This window comes from Cloacibacterium sp. Arc13, assembly GCF_041431305.1.
Classification (GTDB): Bacteria; Bacteroidota; Bacteroidia; order Flavobacteriales; family Weeksellaceae; genus Cloacibacterium; species Cloacibacterium caeni_B.
This window is the reverse complement of sequence record NZ_JASMRM010000012.1, coordinates 26,013-45,118: the sequence shown is the minus strand read 5'-3', so window position 1 is coordinate 45,118 and position 19,106 is coordinate 26,013. Positions and strand designations below refer to the sequence as shown.

The 19,106-nt window shown below is 33.5% G+C and carries 19 protein-coding genes; 10 read left to right on the top strand and 9 right to left on the bottom strand.

Annotated elements, in window-relative coordinates; all coding sequences use genetic code 11:
* Nucleotides 1-26: 26 nt before the first annotated feature.
* A complete protein-coding gene (locus QO190_RS09670; RefSeq protein WP_371463002.1) occupies nucleotides 27-1,067 on the top strand; it encodes a glucosaminidase domain-containing protein in 1,041 nt (346 codons plus the stop codon).
* Nucleotides 1,068-1,252: 185 nt separating this feature from the next.
* Nucleotides 1,253-2,551 (top strand): glutamate-1-semialdehyde 2,1-aminomutase, encoded by a 1,299-nt coding sequence (hemL, locus tag QO190_RS09665; RefSeq protein ID WP_371463003.1) that lies wholly within the window; start codon nucleotides 1,253-1,255, stop codon nucleotides 2,549-2,551.
* A 152-nt stretch (nucleotides 2,552-2,703) separates the two neighbouring features.
* On the opposite strand, the gene QO190_RS09660 is transcribed toward hemL, so the two are convergent.
* From QO190_RS09660 to QO190_RS09630, 7 genes are all read right to left on the bottom strand, one after another.
* Entirely contained in the window at nucleotides 2,704-4,119 is a 1,416-nt protein-coding gene (locus QO190_RS09660) for a CCA tRNA nucleotidyltransferase (protein WP_371463005.1), read from the bottom strand.
* A gap of 186 nt (nucleotides 4,120-4,305) precedes the next feature.
* Nucleotides 4,306-4,854, bottom strand: coding sequence for an L-threonylcarbamoyladenylate synthase (locus QO190_RS09655; protein ID WP_371463006.1), 549 nt, complete (start codon nucleotides 4,852-4,854; stop codon nucleotides 4,306-4,308).
* Between the two features lie 86 nt (nucleotides 4,855-4,940).
* The gene (locus QO190_RS09650; protein ID WP_371463007.1) at nucleotides 4,941-5,447 is read right to left on the bottom strand and encodes a DinB family protein; all 507 of its coding nucleotides are present in this window, start codon (nucleotides 5,445-5,447) and stop codon (nucleotides 4,941-4,943) included.
* A 17-nt stretch (nucleotides 5,448-5,464) separates the two neighbouring features.
* Complete coding sequence (locus QO190_RS09645) at nucleotides 5,465-5,911, bottom strand: GNAT family N-acetyltransferase (protein ID WP_371463009.1); 447 nt, start codon at nucleotides 5,909-5,911, stop codon at nucleotides 5,465-5,467.
* Between the two features lie 5 nt (nucleotides 5,912-5,916).
* Nucleotides 5,917-7,056: a PLP-dependent aspartate aminotransferase family protein gene (locus tag QO190_RS09640; RefSeq protein ID WP_371463011.1), complete on the bottom strand. Its 1,140-nt coding sequence runs from the start codon at nucleotides 7,054-7,056 to the stop codon at nucleotides 5,917-5,919.
* A 101-nt stretch (nucleotides 7,057-7,157) separates the two neighbouring features.
* Complete coding sequence (gldC, locus tag QO190_RS09635) at nucleotides 7,158-7,481, bottom strand: gliding motility protein GldC (RefSeq protein ID WP_069797807.1); 324 nt, start codon at nucleotides 7,479-7,481, stop codon at nucleotides 7,158-7,160.
* 79 nt (nucleotides 7,482-7,560) lie between these two features.
* A complete protein-coding gene (locus QO190_RS09630; protein WP_371463013.1) occupies nucleotides 7,561-8,541 on the bottom strand; it encodes a gliding motility protein GldB in 981 nt (326 codons plus the stop codon).
* An 89-nt stretch (nucleotides 8,542-8,630) separates the two neighbouring features.
* On the opposite strand from QO190_RS09630, the gene nadE reads away from it, so the two are divergent.
* The 4 genes from nadE to QO190_RS09610 are packed head-to-tail and all read left to right on the top strand — an operon-like array spanning nucleotide 8,631 to nucleotide 10,936.
* Nucleotides 8,631-9,422 (top strand): NAD(+) synthase, encoded by a 792-nt coding sequence (gene nadE, locus QO190_RS09625; RefSeq protein WP_371463015.1) that lies wholly within the window; start codon nucleotides 8,631-8,633, stop codon nucleotides 9,420-9,422.
* A 27-nt stretch (nucleotides 9,423-9,449) separates the two neighbouring features.
* The gene (locus tag QO190_RS09620) at nucleotides 9,450-10,001 is read left to right on the top strand and encodes a hypothetical protein (protein WP_371463017.1); all 552 of its coding nucleotides are present in this window, start codon (nucleotides 9,450-9,452) and stop codon (nucleotides 9,999-10,001) included.
* 6 nt (nucleotides 10,002-10,007) lie between these two features.
* Nucleotides 10,008-10,589, top strand: a complete 582-nt coding sequence (locus QO190_RS09615) for a ribonuclease domain-containing protein (protein WP_371463019.1) — start codon at nucleotides 10,008-10,010, stop codon at nucleotides 10,587-10,589.
* 59 nt (nucleotides 10,590-10,648) lie between these two features.
* Nucleotides 10,649-10,936 (top strand): barstar family protein, encoded by a 288-nt coding sequence (locus QO190_RS09610; protein WP_124878722.1) that lies wholly within the window; start codon nucleotides 10,649-10,651, stop codon nucleotides 10,934-10,936.
* 96 nt (nucleotides 10,937-11,032) lie between these two features.
* Here the strand turns inward: QO190_RS09610 and QO190_RS09605 are convergent, their stop codons facing one another.
* Together QO190_RS09605 and QO190_RS09600 are read right to left on the bottom strand one after the other, a co-directional pair.
* Nucleotides 11,033-12,256, bottom strand: coding sequence for a hypothetical protein (locus QO190_RS09605; RefSeq protein ID WP_371463021.1), 1,224 nt, complete (start codon nucleotides 12,254-12,256; stop codon nucleotides 11,033-11,035).
* A gap of 32 nt (nucleotides 12,257-12,288) precedes the next feature.
* Nucleotides 12,289-14,889, bottom strand: a complete 2,601-nt coding sequence (locus QO190_RS09600; RefSeq protein WP_371463023.1) for a TonB-dependent receptor plug domain-containing protein — start codon at nucleotides 14,887-14,889, stop codon at nucleotides 12,289-12,291.
* A 182-nt stretch (nucleotides 14,890-15,071) separates the two neighbouring features.
* On the opposite strand from QO190_RS09600, the gene QO190_RS09595 reads away from it, so the two are divergent.
* The 4 genes from QO190_RS09595 to QO190_RS09580 all read left to right on the top strand — a co-directional run bounded on the left by QO190_RS09595 (nucleotide 15,072) and on the right by QO190_RS09580 (nucleotide 19,016).
* On the top strand, nucleotides 15,072-15,749 hold the full coding sequence (locus QO190_RS09595) for a response regulator transcription factor (RefSeq protein ID WP_371463024.1): 678 nt from the start codon (nucleotides 15,072-15,074) through the stop codon (nucleotides 15,747-15,749).
* Between the two features lie 27 nt (nucleotides 15,750-15,776).
* Nucleotides 15,777-16,796: a sensor histidine kinase gene (locus tag QO190_RS09590; RefSeq protein WP_371463026.1), complete on the top strand. Its 1,020-nt coding sequence runs from the start codon at nucleotides 15,777-15,779 to the stop codon at nucleotides 16,794-16,796.
* Nucleotides 16,797-16,985: 189 nt separating this feature from the next.
* On the top strand, nucleotides 16,986-17,567 hold the full coding sequence (locus QO190_RS09585; RefSeq protein WP_371463027.1) for a hypothetical protein: 582 nt from the start codon (nucleotides 16,986-16,988) through the stop codon (nucleotides 17,565-17,567).
* A 99-nt stretch (nucleotides 17,568-17,666) separates the two neighbouring features.
* Nucleotides 17,667-19,016: an alpha-amylase family glycosyl hydrolase gene (locus QO190_RS09580; protein WP_371463029.1), complete on the top strand. Its 1,350-nt coding sequence runs from the start codon at nucleotides 17,667-17,669 to the stop codon at nucleotides 19,014-19,016.
* The last annotated feature ends 90 nt before the right edge of the window (nucleotides 19,017-19,106 follow it).

Genomic DNA, 19,106 nt, shown 5'->3' with positions numbered 1-19,106 from the left:
AAGTTCCGTAGGAACGACACATAAATATGAAGAAACTCATTTTAATATTTTCAATTGCCTTGTTTTCAAATATTCAAGCCCAAACTTGGAAGACCGAAGACCAATACATTCAGCGATTTGCACAATATGCAGTAGAAGAAATGGAATTGTACAATATTCCCGCTTCTATTACTTTGGCACAAGGACTTTTAGAAACAGGTGGTGGTCAGTCTAGATTGGCACAAGAAGGCAAAAATCACTTCGGTATTAAGTGTAAAGAAAACTGGACGGGCAAAACTATGAGCCATACTGATGACGCACCAAATGAATGTTTCCGTGTGTATGAAGATCCTAGAGAATCTTACAGAGACCATTCTTTGTTTTTGGTAAATCGTCCTTTTTACAAAAATTTATTTCAACTTGACCCAAAAGATTATAACGCTTGGGCTCATGGTTTGAAAAAAGCTGGTTATGCGACCAATCCTAGATACGCTTATATTTTGATTGATAAAATTCAGAAATATAAACTTTTTGAATTTGACTATATCAAAAAAGAACAAGTCACCGAAAAACTTTTGGCTTTGTATCCTGATTTGGCGAATGATAAAGAATTTTTAGCTAAAAATTTGCCAACTCCTAAAAAAGAAGAGGCTCCAAAAGTGGTAATCGATGCTCCAGAACCTAAAAAATTGACTAAAGAAGAAGTTTTATTATCTGTTCTGATGAAAGCACATCCTAATGAAGCTTTGAGATATATTGTAATTCCAATGGAACCAGATTATGACGATGCTTCGGAAGTAAACTTACAAGATATTTCTAAAAAATATGGCGTTTCTACTTCTAAATTAATGAAATGGAACGAGCTTTCTTCTCAAACTTTAAAAGAAGGACAAATTCTCTTCCTCGAAAAGAAAAATTCTAGCGGAAGTGTAGAAACTTATAGAGCCGAAAAAGGAGATAATATGTATTCTATCGCTCAGAAATTTGCAATAAGACTTGATAAACTTTATAACAAAAACCGCATGGAATATGGAGATAAAGTAAAAGAAGGTCAATTAATTTATCTTAAAAATAGAAAACCTAGATAAAATTTTTTGTAAAGAATTTTGCGTGAGCGATTGAAGTGAAAATCCCGCAACCGCTGAAAGCGAGTGAGGAATTGTAACGAAAAGCGCGACCTGAAATAAAAATTTTTGTCATTCTGAATGGAATGAAGAATCTGAAATTTTTATGAAGGACACGCCCAAAACATTAAAAAAATAAATTCAAAATTATGTTATATCAAAGAAGTTCGGCTTTATTTGAAGAGGCTTACAAATATATTCCAGGAGGTGTTAATTCGCCAGTTCGTGCATTTAAATCAGTAGGAGGAGTTCCTATTTTTATGAAATCTGCGAAAGGTGCTTATTTAACAGATGCTGATGACAGAACTTATGTAGATTACATCAATTCTTGGGGACCCGCAATTGTAGGTCACGCTCATGATGAGGTAGTAGAAGCGGTAAAATTACAAGCAGAAAAAGGCTTTTCTTTTGGTGCGCCTACAGAATTAGAAACCGAAATTGCAAAATTTATCATCGAAAATGTTCCGAATATTGACCAAATCAGAATGGTTTCTTCGGGAACGGAAGCTTGTATGAGCGCCATCAGATTAGCAAGAGGTTACACAGGAAGAGAAAAAATCATCAAATTTGAAGGTTGCTATCACGGTCATTCAGATTCATTTTTGATTAAAGCAGGAAGTGGAGCGGCAACTTTTGGGAACCCAAATTCACCGGGAGTAACTTCAGGAACTGCAAAAGATACACTTTTAGCAAAATACAATGATATAGAACAAGTAGAGGATTTATTCCGTCATAATCAAGGAGAAATTGCTGCGATTATTGTAGAACCAGTTGCAGGAAACATGGGTTGCGTTTTGCCAGAAAATAATTTTCTTCAAAATTTAAGAAAAGTTTGTGATGAAAACGGCGCTTTATTGATTTTTGATGAAGTGATGACAGGTTTCAGATTGGCTTTTGGTGGAGCACAAGAATTGTACAATGTAAAAGCAGATATCGTAACTTACGGAAAAGTAATTGGCGGTGGAATGCCAGTTGGTGCTTTTGCGGCAAGAAACGAAATTATGAATAAACTTTCGCCAAGAGGAGATGTGTATCAAGCGGGAACTTTAAGCGGAAATCCACTCGCAATGAGAGCAGGTCTTACAACGCTTCAACTCATCAAAAACAATCCTAATTTCTACGAAAAACTCAATAAAACTACAGAAACGCTAGATTTTGAAATTGGCAGAATTCTCAATGCAAAAGGAATTGCCCATAAAATCAATAGAAAAGGAAGTATGATGAGCATTTTCTTCCATACCAATAGAGTTTCTAATTTTGAGGAAGCTGCAGATTCTAACCATTCATTGTTCAATAATTTTTTCCATCAATTGTTGGCTCAGGGAATTTATCTTCCGCCAAGTGGTTACGAAACGTGGTTTATCTCTGATTCTATTAACGAAGCGGAAATTGATAAAACGCTTGAAGCCGTTAGAAATTTTGATTATTCTGATAAAGTAGAAGACTAAAATAAAATCCCTCAAATTTTTGAGGGATTTCTCTTAATATTCTTAATACCTTAATTGAAAACTTAATGGTAAAATATTTTTTTTCTCGCAGATTAAGCAGATCAAGCAGATTTTTTTAATTATAAACTAAATCAGCGCAATCAGCGAGAGATTTATAATTCCAAGCCTAAAATTTTCGCTTCTTTAATCACGAAATTTCTTGCTTCGTCTTTATCATTCGCAATTTCGCCTTCTAAAATCGCTTCTTTTACTTTTTCTTTTAAAATCCCTATTTCTCTGCCAGGTTTTAAGTTGAAAAGTTCCATTATTTCTTCTCCAGAAATCGGCGGTTGAAAATTTCTAACGTGGTCTTTTTCTTCCACTTCTTTGATTTTCTTCGCCACATATTCAAAATTTTTCTTGAATTTTTCTTGTTTTGAAGCGTTTTTCGTAGTGATATCTGCTTTACAAAGCGTGAACAAATCTTCTAAATCTTCACCTGCGTCAAAAAGCAATCTTCTCAAGGCAGAATCAGAAGTTCCATCATCAATCAAAGCAATCGGTCTAGATGAAAGTTTTACCATTTTTTGAACATATTTCATATCATGTCCTAATGGTAATTTCAATCTCGTGAAAAGGGTTTTCACCATTTTAGAACCTAGAAATTCGTGTCCGTGGAAAGTCCAGCCTATTTTTTCAACAAATTTTTTAGTCGGAGCTTTTCCGATGTCGTGCAATAAAGCAGCCCATCTTAACCAAAGATTATCAGTGTTTTTAGAGATATTGTCCACAACTTCCAAAGTATGCCAAAAATTATCTTTGTGCGTTTGTCCTTCTACTTCTTCAATGCCTCTTAAAGCCGTCAATTCAGGAATAATTTTTTCTAAAAGCGTAGTCTCTTCCATCAATTTTAAACCAACCGAAGGTTTTTCGCTCAACATAATTTTGTTGAATTCTACCATAATCCTTTCCATCGAAACGATTTTGATGCGTTCCGCTTCTTGTTTGATGGCTTCTAGAGAATTTTTCTCAATTTCAAAATGTAAAACCGATGCAAATCTGATAGCTCTCATCATTCTGAGCGGATCATCAGAATAGGTTTGAGCTGGTTCTAAAGGCGTTTTCAGAATTTTGTTCTGCATATCTTCTCTTCCGTTGAAAGGATCAATCAGTTCCCCGAAATTTTCAGCATTCAGAGAAATTGCGAGAGCATTTACGGTGAAATCTCTGCGTTTTTGGTCGTCTTCTAAAGTTCCAGTTTCTACCGCTGGTTTTCTAGAATCTTCGGAATAACTTTCTTTTCTGGCGCCCACAAATTCCAAATCCAAGTCTTGGTATTTAATCATTGCGGTTCCATACGTTTTGAACACAGAAACTTTCAAGTCTCCGAGTTCTTTTCCTACCGCTTTTGCGAGTTCTATTCCGCTTTGTTCGGTTACAAAATCAATGTCTGTTGGTGCTTTTCTTTGCATCAACAAATCACGAACGTAACCGCCAACAATATAAACCGTTTGGTTATTTTCTTGGGCGACTTTAGAAATGATTTTAAAAAATTTGAAATTTTTATTTTGGGTTAAATTGATTTTCATTTTTGTATAAAAACTCTCGCAGATTGAGCCGATTTTGCAGGTTTAATCTGCGGTTTCTGCTAAATCTGCGAGAAATTAATTTTTTGCAAAGATAAGATTAAAACACAGAGACACCAAGAAAAACACAGAGAACACAAAGTAGTTGTTCTGTGTTCTCTATTTAACCTCAGTTTCGCTGTGGTAATACTACTCGCGAAGTACTTTCACTCTTCCGTCGTTCCAAATTTTAATAACAGAAGAACCAGAATATTTTGAAACAGATTCCCTATTTTCTTCTACGGCGTAATCTACCGCATCAATCAGTTCTTGCGAAATGTCTGAGAATTTCAAAGGTGATTTGTCTCCGCTAAAATTGGCAGAAGTAGAAACCAAAGGTTTATTGAGTTTAGAAATCAATTTTTTACAAAAATCATCTTTCACCAATCTAATGCCTATGCTTCCGTCTTCTGCTAAGATTTCTTTCGGTAGATTTTTAGGATTTTCATAAACGATGGTGACAGGTTTTTCAGACAAATCAATAATTTGCCAAGCCATTTCTGGAACATCTACCAAATCTTGTAATCTGCGTTCGTTTTCCACCAAAATAATCATGGATTTGGTTTTCTCACGCTTTTTGATTTCAAAAATTTTGTTGATGGCTTCTACGTTGGTTGCGTCACAACCAATTCCCCAAATTGTGTCCGTTGGATAGAGGATTACACCGCCGTTTTTTAATATTTCTAGTGCTTTTTCCATTTTTTAATTTTTATTTCCCACAGATTTCACGGATTATACAGATTTAAATTCTTTTGTGAATATCTGTGTAATCAGTGGGAGAAAATTCATTTCAAATTAGGCAAATATCTTTCCTCAATTATTTTTAAATGATGGAAATTATGTCCCACGATTAATCTTCCGATGGTTTCTACAGAAATTTCGTTTCCATTAGCTTTTCCAATGTTGGTAAGTGCTGCATTTTGTAAATTTTCGAAGAAAATGATAGACGTTTGTCTCACAATTCTGAACTCTTCTAACAAACTTACCAAAGTTCTATCGTTAGCAAAAGAATTCGCCACGAAGAAATCTTCATCAAAACCAGATAATTCGGTTTGGTCTTTTCTGGCAAAACGAAGTGCTCTGTATTGGAAAATCTTTTCGGTGTCTATTAAATGAAGAAGTAATTCCTTGAGCGTCCATTTTCCTTCTGCATATGCAAAAAGTGATTTTTCGTTGTTTAAACCAGAAAAAATCTGAATCGTTTCTGCCCCAGAATTAATCATTTCTTCCAACCAATTATCAGATGGAATTTGGTCTAAATATCTTTGAATATATTTTTGAAATTCAGTCATAACTAAGTTTTAATAGGTTAAGATGGATTGGTCCATTCGTAAAAATTGGCGTGATTATAATGCTCAAAACCACAACTTGGATAAAGTTGGTTACCAATTTCATTGGTTTTATCTGTTTCTAAAAGAATTCCGCAAGCTTTTGTAGCGATGCACAATTCTTTTGCTTTTTCAATTAATGCTTTAGAATGACCTTTTCCTCTGTGATTTTCGTTGACGAATAAATCATTCAAAAGCCAATATCTTTTCATTCTTGTAGAAGAAAACAATGGGTATAATTGAGTAAAACCAGTCAAAATTCCGTTTTCTTCAGCTACGAAAATTTCAGAATCTTGGTTTTCTAATCTTTCTTTTAGAAAATTTTCAGCACCATCCATATCGCTTTCCTTGTGATAAAAACTTCTGTATTGGTCAAATAAATTTGACAGTTGAGGTAAATCTTCTAAGGTGGCTTTTCTCGTCAACATAGATATTAGTTAAAAGCTTGTTCTAAATCTGCAATTAAATCTTCGGCGTCTTCGATACCACAACTTAATCTTACTAAATCATCAGTAATTCCCAATTCTGCACGTTTTTCTGCAGGAATAGAAGCGTGAGTCATCAATGCAGGATGATTGGCCAAAGATTCTACACCGCCCAAACTTTCTGCCAATGTGAAGACTTTCAGATTTTCTAAAAATTTGATAGAATCTTCTTTTTTACCAGATTTAAAGGTGAAAGAAATCATTCCGCCAAAAGTTTTCATTTGTTTTTTTGCCAATTCTAACTGAGGATTGCTCGCTAAATTAGGATAAAAGACTTTGTCCACTTTTGGATGATTTTGTAAATATTCAGCAATTTTTTGTCCGTTTTCAGAATGTCTTTGAACTCTTAAAGCCAAAGTTTTAATTCCTCTCAAAACCAAATAAGAGTCGTGAGGTCCTAAAATTCCGCCACTTGCAAACTGAATGAAGTGTAATTTTTCTCCTAATTCTGGAGTTTTGGCAATTAAAGCTCCTGCAATGACATCAGAATGTCCACCCAAATATTTGGTAGCAGAGTGCATCACAATATCAGCACCTAAATCTAAAGGCGTCTGAATATAAGGTGTTGCAAAAGTGTTATCCACCGCTAAAAGAATGTCTTTTCCTTTGATGAGTTCCGCAACTTTTTGAATGTCAACTAATTTCATTAAAGGATTGGTTGGGGTTTCCAGCCAAACCAATTTGGTTTTTTCGTTGATGAGTGGAAGAATATTTTCAGGATTTTCAAGATTTACAAAGTGAAATTTCAGTTGATATTTCTCAAAAAGTCTGGTAAACATTCTGTAGCTTCCGCCGTATAAATCGTCTACAGCGATGATTTCGTCTCCAGGGTTTAATAATTTCAAAACACAATCAATCGCAGCTAAACCAGAACCGAAAGCCAAACCTCGAGCTCCGTTTTCTATGGAAGCCAAAGCGTCTTCTAACGCTTGTCTTGTGGGATTTGCGGCTCTAGAATATTCATAACCTGAATGCTGACCAGGTGAAGATTGTGCAAAGGTAGAGGTGAGGAATACAGGAACATTTACAGAACCTGTTACTTTTTCGTGGTGTTGACCACCGTGTATTACTTTGGTATTGAATTTCATATCTTTTTGCTTTCTGCTTTCAGCAATCTGCTTTCGGCGAACAAAATGCTGTATTTTTAAAAAAAAATGCTGATTGCCGACTGCCGAAAGCCGACTGCTATTTATTTTATCTTACTCATAAAAGCGAAATCTTCCGCAAATTCTTGAATTTTTTCTGCTACATCATCTTCGCCAGTTGCTCTTTGGTAGGTGTGCCCTAGAGAAACAAAAATCTGATGTAGGAACATTTTCATTTGATCTACAGGCATATCTTTAGTCCATAAATCGATACGTAATGCTTCCATTGCCTTTTCATCCCAAACTGAAATCATGGTGGCTTTGGTTTCTTGATTTTCTACACCACCATCTTGAGCATTCCAAGTCATTTTTTCTGGAACGTGATTTTCGTCTAATTCTACGTTGATTGTTATCTGTGTTTGTCTCATTTTTGTAACGTTGTAAAGTTGTAAAGTTGAAATCTAAAAAAAGCGATTTTACAACTTTACAAATCTTCGATTTTACGAATTAATTTTTAGGTTTATAATTACTATTGTTAAATATTTCTGTTGCGGGTAAATGCAAGAATTTTTGCAAAGTTACCTCAGGATTTTTTTCTAAATATTGTCTGCATATTTGCCAACCGATAAAAGCGCCCACTCTTGGGGAAGATTTTGGGTCAATTTCGGTGTAAAATTTAGAAAAAGGAGCTTTTGCTAAAAATCTTTCGTCTAATCTATTGTCATCGCTGAAAAGCAAGTCGTTTTCTACGAAATAATTCCAAATATTTTCTTCATTAGAAATCGCCCAAGATTGTTGGTCTTTAGAATAATGCATTTTATATTGATCCAATGTTTCAGGAAGAAAAGCGTCTTGGAGAATCATTAACTTTCCAAAATTGATGATTTTATCCAAAAATTTATTGTGGTCTGGAGTTGCAGGAACATAATCTGCAGCGATGGTTTCTGCTACTTTTGGCAAAACATTTTGAGGTGTCATTTCTTTTCTCATGTAAACATCTATTCCTTCATAAAATTCTGATTTTTCGCCTAAAAATGCAGATAAATCTATGAACAGTACACCTTCATTTGGAACATATAAAATAGGTTCTTCATACAATTCCGTAGCCGAAGAGAACACGTAAACTTGTGGGTTTTGAAATTCAGGGAAATAGTATTTTATGTGTGCAAAAAGTGTAGCCAATTGTTTTTCTAAATTCGCCAGATTATTTTTATTTAGAGCATCTTTATAGACTTTTTTTTCGATGGCATCTGCACGTTTTTTCTCATAAGTAGCATCTGGAACTTGTGGCGCTAAGAAAAAACCAAAATCTTTCTTGAAATTCTGAAACGGAATTTTATCATTATAAAAAGCTGCAGAAATATCAGTAATTTTTACTGGTTCTGCGTTTTTAATTTCTATATTCCAACGATTTTCTGCCTCTTTATTACAAGAAAAAAGAAGTAGGGAAAAGCTGCAAAGAAGAGTGTATACAATATATTTTTTCATGGGTTAAAACATTTGACCAAACTAATCTGTGAGTTCGGCAAAAATTTAATTATTTTTACAAAAAATTAGTTTCGCAAAAATACAATAAAATGCAATCAGAAAAAATAATTGAAAGAATAGTTTCTTGGCTGAAAGATTATGCCGAAAAAGCTGGAGTAAAAGGTTATGTAATCGGAGTTTCTGGTGGAGTAGATTCTGGTGTGGTTTCTACACTTTGCGCCATGACTGGATTGAAAGTTTTGGCAATAGAAATGCCAATTCGTCAACAAAAAGATCAAGCTTCTCGTGCTTTAGAGCATATAGAATTTCTGAAAAATAAATTTCCAAATGTGGAAGGTTTTTCGGTAGACTTAAATGAACCTTTCGAAGCGTTATACAAAACTTTTGATGTAAAAGATGATGAATTTCCTGCGGAAAAATTGGCTTTTGCCAATACTAGAAGTAGATTGAGAATGCTAACTTTGTATTATTACGGACAAATCAATGGACTTCTCGTTTGTGGAACTGGGAATAAAGTGGAAGATTTCGGGATTGGTTTTTACACGAAATACGGAGATGGTGGAGTAGATGTTTCGCCGATTGCAGATTTATACAAAACCGAAGTGTATGCTTTGGCAAGAGCTTTAGATTTGCCAGAATCCATCAAGAATGCGATTCCTACAGATGGACTTTGGGATGTGGATAGAACCGATGAACAACAAATTGGCGCAACGTACCCTGAATTAGAAAAAATTCAAAAAGAATGGGGAACCAAAACAGAAGCTGATTATTCTGGAAGAGATTTAGAAGTGTACCAAATTTTCAGCAGAATGCACAAAGCGGCTCAACATAAAATGAACCCAATTCCTGTTTGTGATATTCCGGAAGAGTGGAGAAGTTAATTGAAAATTGATAGTTGAAAATTGAAAATGAATTTTCTCAAAACCAAATATTTTACGCCTATTGCTTTTCTGATTTTCTTTATGCCTTTTTTGAGAATGTGTAAAGAAAGAAGAGAAATTGTAGAAAATATTGACCATAATGCAAAAGGACTATTTCAGAAAATTGAATATCAAAAGGACGGTTCTGGTTATATTAGAATTTATAAAGAAAGTAATTTAAATGCATATCAGTTAGGATTGGGTACTCTAAAAAGTATTTTTAATAATGAACTTCAATTAAAAGACTTTTTGAAAGACAAAGATTTTTTCTCAATTATTTCATATACTTTCATCATTGTTTTATCAATTTTAATGATTGTTTTTTCTTGGCGAAGAAAATTTTTGAGGGTTAGGAATTTGGCAGTTGTTAACATTATTTTACTTGTAATTTCTACAATTTTATTTGTAAAATCAGGAGTAATTGATGAATTTGAAGATATTAAATACGGAACGTATGTTTTTATAATGTATTCAATATTAATAATTTATATTTCCAATAAAGAAAATTTAGAACCAAAAAAACTTGAAGCCATAAACTAGATATTTATGCAGAACAAAAAATCATTACTTTATATTTTTCTGGCTTTTGTGGCAGGATTATTATTGATGTATCTTTTCACTAACTATAAAATTGAGAAGAAAAATAATACAGAAAATACAGAAATTTCTCACCCAAAATCTGACAATCAGGATCAAGACAATTCTTATTCTTACGAAGATTCATCAAAGAAAAATCAAGATGATTTTGAGGGAAATAAATCTGATTTTTCTAATGATAGTAATGTTTCAAGCAATAATATTGATGAACTTACCAATGATGAATTGGTGGTGAAATATCTAAAAGAACATGGAGAATTACCCGATTATTACATCACAAAATCAGAAGCAAAATCTAAGGGTTGGGTTCCTAGCAAAGGAAATCTTTGCGAAGTTGCTCCCGGAAAAGCTATTGGTGGTGATATCTGGACAAACCGACAAAAATCGCTCCCAACAAAATCCGGTCGAAAATATTTCGAAGCAGACCTTAATTACAATTGCGGCAATAGAAATGCTGATAGAGTTGTTTTTTCTAATGATGGATTGGTTTTTATAACGTTTGATCATTACAGAAGTTTTGAGGAAAAATAATTTGATAGAAGTTGGATGTTGGAAGCGAGATGTTTACTAACTTTGAAGTTTGAAATAAAATTATGGAAGTATATATAGATTTTTTAGAAATTGGCGATTACGAGGATTTTTATGCTCAACTGAAAGAAAAATTGACTTTACCAGAGCATTTCGGGGATAATCTCGATGCGCTTTTTGATGTCATTACAGGCGAATTAGAAATGCCTCTACATCTAGAATTTGTAAATATGAGCGTAGAGCAATTAGAAATTTTCGAAGATTTACTCACTACTTTAGAAGATGCGGAAGATGAGGTAGAAGATTTTACTTTTGCCTATTATCTAGAGCAATATGAAGACGAAGAGTAATTTTTAATTAACATTTTGAGACATAATAAACTGCGCCCCGAAATTCTTCGGGGCGCAGTTATTTTTAATTCATTTGATATGAGATTGACTGCTAAATTATTTTAAAAGAGATGTTAAATCTACACCTTCTACAGTTGACCAATTTCCGCCAGTGATAGAAACTTTAGCTACTGCAGAATTGGTAATTGTTTTTGGAGCAGTAGAAGTGAATCCAGAATAACCCCAAACTCCTGCATTGTCAGAATTTACAACATTAATAGGAGTTACCGCAATTTTTCCAGCGATTACTTGGCTTACATCCGTTGGTGAATCTTGGATAAGAACTGGATATGCATTTTTACCACCAGTGTTTTTGTAACCTTCTATGTAAACATTTGAAAATTTACCATTTCCATGTTTTTTAAATTGAATTGCTGAAATTTCAGAAGAACCCGCAGTTTCAGGATTTGTGCCAGTAGCTCTAATTAATGTAACACCTGCTACTTTAGGGAAGTTAGCATCAGCATTGTTAGAAGATTCTATTTCCATACCGAAGTTTCCTGTTCCTGTTTGGTAAGCGAACCAATTGCTGTTGTCTTGTCCGTACCAACCATCTTGCCAGTCAAAAGAATCATCAAAATTTCCGTAAGAAATGAAGTTTTTAGCAGAAACAGTTCCTCCGAAAAATTCTACACCATCATCTGTACCTTTGTAAGAAACAATGTTTTCTACAATAGTTCCAGAACCTACAGCATAGAAAGTGATATTATTAAATTCTGAGGTTCCGTCTCCAATTTTTTTACCACCATATTCTACTCTGATATATCTGTAAACACCTGAGTTAGAACCTACATCTGTACCTCCATAAATTTGATTCAACCCATCTTCAGAAGTTGCAGTAGAGCCACCTCCGTTAGCTTTGATAGGAGCATCACCGTAGATTGTGATACCGCACCAATCTCCAGGTTTTTTAGATTCTGTAGTGAAAACGATAGGTTCAGTAGCTGTACCTTCCATATATGCTTTTGCACCTTTTAGGATAATTAAACCACTTGTTGTAGTCGTTTTAGCATAAAAAGTAGCTCCTGGTTCTATAGTAAGTTTTACTCCATCTGTTATTCTTACTAGTCCGTCAATATAGTAAGTTCCTTTTTTGATGGTTAAGTCTTTAGTAATTGTTCCTGAAAGTGTTCCAGAACCAGACATTACAGAACCAGTAGTAGTTCCTGAACCATCTGTAGTAGGTTTGTCTGCATCTTCTCTAATTTCTACAGTACAAGATTGCAATGAAATTGTGAAAACTGTAGCTAATGCTAATAATTTGAAAATGTTCTTTTTCATATTAATTGATAATTTTTATTTTTACTTATTTATTAAAATTTAATTCCGAAACTTAAGTTATAAGAAATTCCTTTTTTGTAGTCTTCTAACAATAAATTAGGAGTTGAGATATTAACGGTGCTTTCGTCGCCCATTTTTAGTTTGTAAGTTTGGTTAAGGATGTTGTAAACGCCTAATTTCACATCTACTTTTTTAGAAAGTTCAGATTGGAAAATGAAATCTAGTTGATGGAAAGGTTGCTCGTAAACATGATCTAATCCTCCGAAACCTACTGCATAGATTTTTTCAGCAGAAGTATTGTAAATCAAAGAAGCGGTTCTCTTTAGATTTTTGGCATTTTTGAAATCATATTTTAAATCAACATTTAGCATCCATGGAGCAGCACCTTGTAATCCTCTTTTTTTGCTAAAATTGGTTTCAGATTTTTGAGCGTCAGATTTTTCTACATCAGAATAGATATATGTGAAGTTTGCTCCCATGTTTAATCTATTCAGGTTTTCTGAAATTCTTCCTAAATTGAATGAACCTTCTAATTCTACTCCTGCAAGTTTTGCTTGTTTAGCATTAAAGAAAGTAGTAGTGGTACCATTTGAGTTTGAAGATGATATTAAACTTCTTTCGATAGCTCTGTCTACAATTTTTCCAAAAAAGTTAACTGCGAAAATTTCACTTGATTTAGGGAAAATCTCATATTTCAAGTCAAAGTTGTAGTTCTGACTGTTGTCTAGACCTTTGAAATCTTTGCCAAAACTTGTATTAGGAATATTATAGTTCCCCAAAATGGTATTGTTGTCAGGGTTAATATATTCTATTGGCATCGTTTCAATAAGAATAGGTCTTGTAATCGTTTTACTTATCGCAAGTCTTAAATTAGATTTGTTATTCAACGCTTTTTTAACAGAAAGTGAAGGCAAGAAATAATTTTGATTCTTAGTAATGTTTCTGAAACTACCATTGATGTTATCTGTAATCAGTTTATATCTGGTAATGGTAATGTTATTTTCTGCTCTAATTCCCGCAAGAATATCCCAAGATTTATTAGGCTTGAAATTTAAATTCGCATATCCAGCATTTACAAACTGATAAAGGAAAGCTTTGTAGTTAGGTTGAGCACTTTCTTGCCACTGGAAATTTCCATTAGCATTTGCGGTGGCAAAACTGCTGTCTGGTGAATCTATGTTGATAATATCTTGAACTCCAGTTGTTGTGGAATAGATAAAACGATAAGACATGGTTCTGCTGTCTGCGAAACCATTATAACCAGCAGAAATGGTAACAGGGTAGTAATTGTCTTCTTGTTTTTTGCCAAGATTTACTTGGTATTCTGCCATTGCTGAAAAATAATTTACACCACTTAAATCCAGATATTGTCTGATGAGGTTGTTTCCACCGTAACTCATCAATAATTGATTGTCTCCCGTTCTGAAACCGTAAAAAGTTTTTCTGTCAGGTTGTTGGAACCAGTTATTTACCCAGCTTCCACCAGCTTTAAACTGATGTCTGTCTCCTAATTTTTGTGAAACCAATAGCTGTACATCTGTTAACCTAGAAAGGTCTTGTTGATTAGTACGGAAGAACATAATATCTTGGTCCTTATTATCTCTGTAACCATCATAATCTTGAATTTGGTTAAAAGAGTTTTGTAAGAAAGTACCATTTAAATCTACTTTAGTTCCAGCTTTTTTATAGCTTAAACCAATTAAAGCAGTAGATTGGATGTTGTAATTGTATTCTCTTTTGTAAAGTTTGTTTTTATAAACTCCGTTGGTGTCAAAAGTGTTATCGTTTCCTTCTTTGTAGTTATATTCACTACCTTGAGTAAGGTTAAAAAGGAACCCTAAATTTCCACCGTTTTTAAATTTTAATCTTTGAGAAGTGGTAAATCCTATGGATGTATTAGGAAGTGATTTTACATTGTCTACATTCCAAGTATCTCTAAATGAAGTGTTAGGAATGTAAGCTCCACTTGGTCTGTAACCATTTACTTCTGCAGGAAGTTGTCTGTCTTCAGCATTTAAACCAATGAAGCCAGACATGTTATAAGCATTCTGATTAATTTTAAAATTATTTCTGAAAGTGCTTATAGAATTTACACCTACCGAAAAATCCATTTTAGTAAAAGAATTCTCTGGAACTAAAGTTTCAATGTCAAAAGTGGCTCCGGCAAAATCTCCATAAAGATTGGCGTTATAGGTTTTATAAACGTCAAATTTCCCTACAATGTCAGTTGGGAATTGTTTTAATTCAATGATTTTCTGGAATGGGTTATTAGAGGGAGTTGCTAATCCGTTGACTAATAATGAGTTGTATCTTTCTTCTAATCCTCTCACGAATAAACCTCTAGATTCTACTGTGTTTATCCCTGTAATTTTGGTAAGTCCTTGTTCTAGGTTAGAAATCCCTTTTCTGGAAATTTCTTCTGCACCAATAGACTGTTTCTGTACTATAGCTTTTCTTTGTTCGCCTAAGATAGCGCTTTCAGATTTTTTATTGGTATTGCCTCTCAATTGAACTCCTTCTATTACTTTTTCGGCTTTCGTTTTGGTAGAATCCGTTTTAGTAACTTGAGAAAAAATCATTTGTTGCGATGCCATTAAAAATAGGGCTGCTAAACTTATTTTTCTATAATTCATTTTTTTACTTCTTATTTGGCGCAAAGAAATAAAGAAACACGTGCAAGTCTGGTTTAGCAAAAATTAATTTTGTTTTAATAAATCTTTACCAAAAATTATTTTATGTTAAATTATTGTGAAGTTTTAAATATTCGTGTTTCCAATGTAAATTTTCATTAATTTTGAGAGGTTAAAATGTATAGATGAAAGGAAAAAAGATTCTTTTAATAGATGATGAACAAGATATTTTAGAAATCTTGTCATACAACCTCGAAAAAGAAGGATATCAGGTTTTTACAGCTAATAATGGCAATGAAGGCATCGTAAAAGCCAAAGAAATTATCCCAGATTTAATCTTACTAGATGTAATGATGCCAGAAAAAGATGGGATAGAAACGTGCCAAGAAATGCGTCAAATAAAAGAACTTCAAAAAACATTAATTGTTTTCTTGTCTGCTAGAAGTGAAGAATTTTCTCAGTTAGCAGGTTTTGATGCAGGAGCTAATGATTATATTGTAAAAATTATCAAGCCAAAAGTGCTGATTTCTAAAGTTAATGCACTTTTACAACTCACTACACAAGTTGCAGAACAGTCTAAATTAATAGAACTAGGCGACTTGGTGATTGATAAAGATAATTTTAAAGTCACCAAAAACGGCGAACATTTCCTACTCCCGAAAAAAGAATTTGATTTGTTGTATCTTCTAGCTACTAATACCCAAAAAGTTTTTAAAAGAGAAGAAATTTTAGACAAAGTTTGGGGAAATGATGTGATTGTAGGAGAGAGAACTATAGATGTACACATCAGAAGATTGAGAGAAAAATTAGGAGATAATTCTATACAGACTCTCAAAGGAATTGGCTACAAATTAGTAGTGTAATTCTACCTTTTTCTCAGAAAATGTAATATGAAAATCAATAGACTTTCACTTTTTGCAGCATGTATTCTTACTTGTGCTATGGCAATTGTAGCCTTGGCTTTCAATTATGTGCAAGAAAAAGTGATTGCAGACACTTATTCTTTTTACTTTTATTTAAGCATCAGTCTCGTTTTTATTGCATTGCTTAATTATTTCGTGTTAGAATTACTCTTTAATTCTTATGGAAAGAAACAAATTAAGCGAATTTCTGATATTCTCCCCGAAAATATTCTTCAAGAAGAAGAAAATGTAAATTTCCAACAATTAGGTGAGAGAATTCAAAAAAACGTTTCAGAAATCGACATGATGAAAGAAATGGAAGATTACAGAAAAGAATACATCGGGAATGTTTCTCATGAGCTTAAAACGCCACTTTTTTCCATTCAAGGTTATGTAGAAACGCTGAAAGATGGTGCGGTAGAAAATCTTAACATCAGAGACAAATATTTAGAACGCATCGGGAATTCTGTAGAACGATTACTGAACATCGTCACCGATTTAGACCAGATTTCTAAATACGAAGCCGCAGAAATTTCCATCAACTATTCTGTTTTTGATATCAATGCTTTAACAAAAGAAATCTTCGATTTATTAGAAATCGAAGCGCATAAAAAATCTGCAAAATTAGTTTTGCAGACCTCGCAAACTGCTATTGTGGTAAGAGCAGATAAGCAAAAAATTTCTCAAGTACTTACCAATCTTATTTCAAACGCCATTCATTATTCTAATAGGGAAGAAGCTTTGATTAAAGTAATCACCAAAAGTGAGCAAGAAAAAGTGAAAATTATCGTGCAAGATAATGGAATGGGAATCAAGCCAGAAGTCTTGCCTAGAATTTTCGAAAGATTCTATAGGGTAGAAACCAGCAGAAACCGTAAAGACGGCGGTTCTGGGCTAGGTCTTGCCATTGTAAAACATATTCTAGAAGCTCACCATCAAAGCATTACTGTAGAAAGCAAATATCTAGAAGGAACGCTCTTTACATTTTATCTAGAAAAAGCTTTGTAGTATTAATTATTTCTGTATATTGGCACCAGAAAACGCTGGGAATTTAATAAAAACTTTTTTGAATAAAAATTTATTTTTTTAGAAAGTCAAGTTTCTTTTGTTTTATCTTTGTAACCGAAATTTTAAACATCAAAATCAATAAAAATACTTTAATACAATTAGCTTCTAAATATTAGTAAAAAGTAAAATATGGTTTATAAAATTAGAGTAATTCTAGATTCAAAAGACAATATTTTTAGAGATATTGAAATTAAAGAAAAGCAAACCCTTTGGAATTTACATAACGGGATTAAAAGTGCTTTCAGTTTGCAAGGTGACGAATTGTCTATGTTCACTATTCTAGACGAAGAAGGAATGGAAGTAAAAACCGTTCCACTAGAAGACATGAGCGATGATGGTGACGGAGAAATTATGTCAGATGTTTACCTGATGGAAGCCTTCGAAGAAGTAGGAGATAAAGTGCAGTTTCAGTATGGTCTAATCGATTTATGGGAATTTTTCTGTGAATTGGTAGAGATTATAGACGAGAAACCAGCCGTAAATTATCCTATTACTGTTTTTAGATTTGGTAACGTTCCATTAAAGGCTCCAGGAAAATCTGGTGGCGCTTCTGGTAAAGCATCAGTTGCTGCTGCTTTCATGGATGATGATTTTGGAGATTTAGACGCAGACTTTAAAGATGATTTTGATGACGAGTTTGCTACAGAAGACGAGGACGAAGATGATGGTTTTGGCGATGATTTCATCGATGATGGAGGGGAAGATGATTAAATAATATTGAAATTTATGATAAAAATCCGGAAAAGTTTTCCGGATTTTTTATTGGTTTTAGCATACAATCACTACATTTGTTTCGCTAAAATTTCAACTATGAAAAAGCTATTTTTATCTGCAATGTTAGGCTTGTCACTAATCTCTTGCAGCGCTTTACAAAATCAGAAAACAATGACAACTGACTGGAAACACACCACCAACATTTATGAAGTAAACGTAAGACAATTTTCTAAAGAAGGAACCTTCAAAGCTGTAGAAAAAGAATTACCAAGACTTAAAAGAATGGGCGTAGAAACACTTTGGTTTATGCCAATTACACCTATTGCTCAAAAAAATAAAAAAGGAACACTTGGTAGTCAATATGCTGCACAAGATTATACCTCTATCAATCCAGAATTTGGAACTTTAGAAGATTTCAAAAGTGTGGTAAATGAAGCTCATAAAATGGGTTTTAAAGTGATTATCGATTGGGTGGCGAATCATACGGGTTGGGATCATGTTTGGACCAAAACGCATCCGGATTTTTATTTGATGGATCCTAAAACCAACGATTTCCAAATCGCTTCTGGAATGGATGACATTATAGAACTTGATTACAAGAATCCAAAAATGCGTGAAGCCATGATTGAAGCCATGAAATATTGGGTAAGAGAAACGGATATTGATGGATTCAGATGTGATTTAGCTTCTTGGGTAGAAGTAGATTTCTGGCAACAAGCAAAACCAGAAGTTGAGACCATAAAACCACTTTTTTGGTTAGGAGAATATGATGAATTAGATAATCCAGATTATGCTACAGTTTTTGATGCAAGTTACAGCTGGAAATGGATGCATCTTACCAAAGAATTTTATCAGAAAAAATTACCACTTACAGATTTAACGAATCTATTGTCACAATATTCTGCCATCGGAAACAAAAGCATGAGAGCTTGGTTTACCACCAATCATGACGAAAATACATGGAACGGAACAGAATATGAAAAGTATGGTGAAATGGCGAAAACTCTAGCCGTATTTTCTGCTACTTGGAATGGAGTTCCATTAATGTACAATGGTCAAGAATTACCATTGTTAAATAAGAGATTAGAATTTTTTGAGAAAGACCCAATTCCTTGGAATGGCGAAAATAAATTAGAAAATTTCTACAAAAAATTATTCGAGCTTAAATCTAAAAATCCTGCATTGAGAGGTGGCGATGATCAAGCAACTACCCAAATTTTGAAAACCAGCGCTCCAGATCAAGTTCTTGCTTATCTTAGAAAAAATGGAAATGATGAAGTTTTGGTAATCCTTAATTTATCAGATGCTCAACATTTGAAAGTGCAAATTTTAGACGAAACGATAAAAGGAAAATTCAAAAGTATTTTCTCTGGTTTGACAACAGATTTTGATACGAAACCTACCATTGAAATGTACAAATGGGAACATATTGTTTTTGAGAAATAAAAATTTGTCAGATATCAGAAGATGGATGTTTGATGTGATAATAAAATCAATAGAGTCGGGCTAAAGCCCGACTTTTTAATAAATAATTCA

Coding starts and splice junctions, on each gene's coding strand:
- QO190_RS09670 (WP_371463002.1), top strand. CDS start 27: ATGAAGAAACTCATTTTAATATTTTCAATTGCCTTGTTTTCAAATATT.
- hemL (WP_371463003.1), top strand. CDS start 1,253: ATGTTATATCAAAGAAGTTCGGCTTTATTTGAAGAGGCTTACAAATAT.
- QO190_RS09660 (WP_371463005.1), bottom strand. CDS start 4,119: ATGAAAATCAATTTAACCCAAAATAAAAATTTCAAATTTTTTAAAATC.
- QO190_RS09655 (WP_371463006.1), bottom strand. CDS start 4,854: ATGGAAAAAGCACTAGAAATATTAAAAAACGGCGGTGTAATCCTCTAT.
- QO190_RS09650 (WP_371463007.1), bottom strand. CDS start 5,447: ATGACTGAATTTCAAAAATATATTCAAAGATATTTAGACCAAATTCCA.
- QO190_RS09645 (WP_371463009.1), bottom strand. CDS start 5,911: ATGTTGACGAGAAAAGCCACCTTAGAAGATTTACCTCAACTGTCAAAT.
- QO190_RS09640 (WP_371463011.1), bottom strand. CDS start 7,056: ATGAAATTCAATACCAAAGTAATACACGGTGGTCAACACCACGAAAAA.
- gldC (WP_069797807.1), bottom strand. CDS start 7,481: ATGAGACAAACACAGATAACAATCAACGTAGAATTAGACGAAAATCAC.
- QO190_RS09630 (WP_371463013.1), bottom strand. CDS start 8,541: ATGAAAAAATATATTGTATACACTCTTCTTTGCAGCTTTTCCCTACTT.
- nadE (WP_371463015.1), top strand. CDS start 8,631: ATGCAATCAGAAAAAATAATTGAAAGAATAGTTTCTTGGCTGAAAGAT.
- QO190_RS09620 (WP_371463017.1), top strand. CDS start 9,450: ATGAATTTTCTCAAAACCAAATATTTTACGCCTATTGCTTTTCTGATT.
- QO190_RS09615 (WP_371463019.1), top strand. CDS start 10,008: ATGCAGAACAAAAAATCATTACTTTATATTTTTCTGGCTTTTGTGGCA.
- QO190_RS09605 (WP_371463021.1), bottom strand. CDS start 12,256: ATGAAAAAGAACATTTTCAAATTATTAGCATTAGCTACAGTTTTCACA.
- QO190_RS09600 (WP_371463023.1), bottom strand. CDS start 14,889: ATGAATTATAGAAAAATAAGTTTAGCAGCCCTATTTTTAATGGCATCG.
- QO190_RS09595 (WP_371463024.1), top strand. CDS start 15,072: ATGAAAGGAAAAAAGATTCTTTTAATAGATGATGAACAAGATATTTTA.
- QO190_RS09590 (WP_371463026.1), top strand. CDS start 15,777: ATGAAAATCAATAGACTTTCACTTTTTGCAGCATGTATTCTTACTTGT.
- QO190_RS09585 (WP_371463027.1), top strand. CDS start 16,986: ATGGTTTATAAAATTAGAGTAATTCTAGATTCAAAAGACAATATTTTT.
- QO190_RS09580 (WP_371463029.1), top strand. CDS start 17,667: ATGAAAAAGCTATTTTTATCTGCAATGTTAGGCTTGTCACTAATCTCT.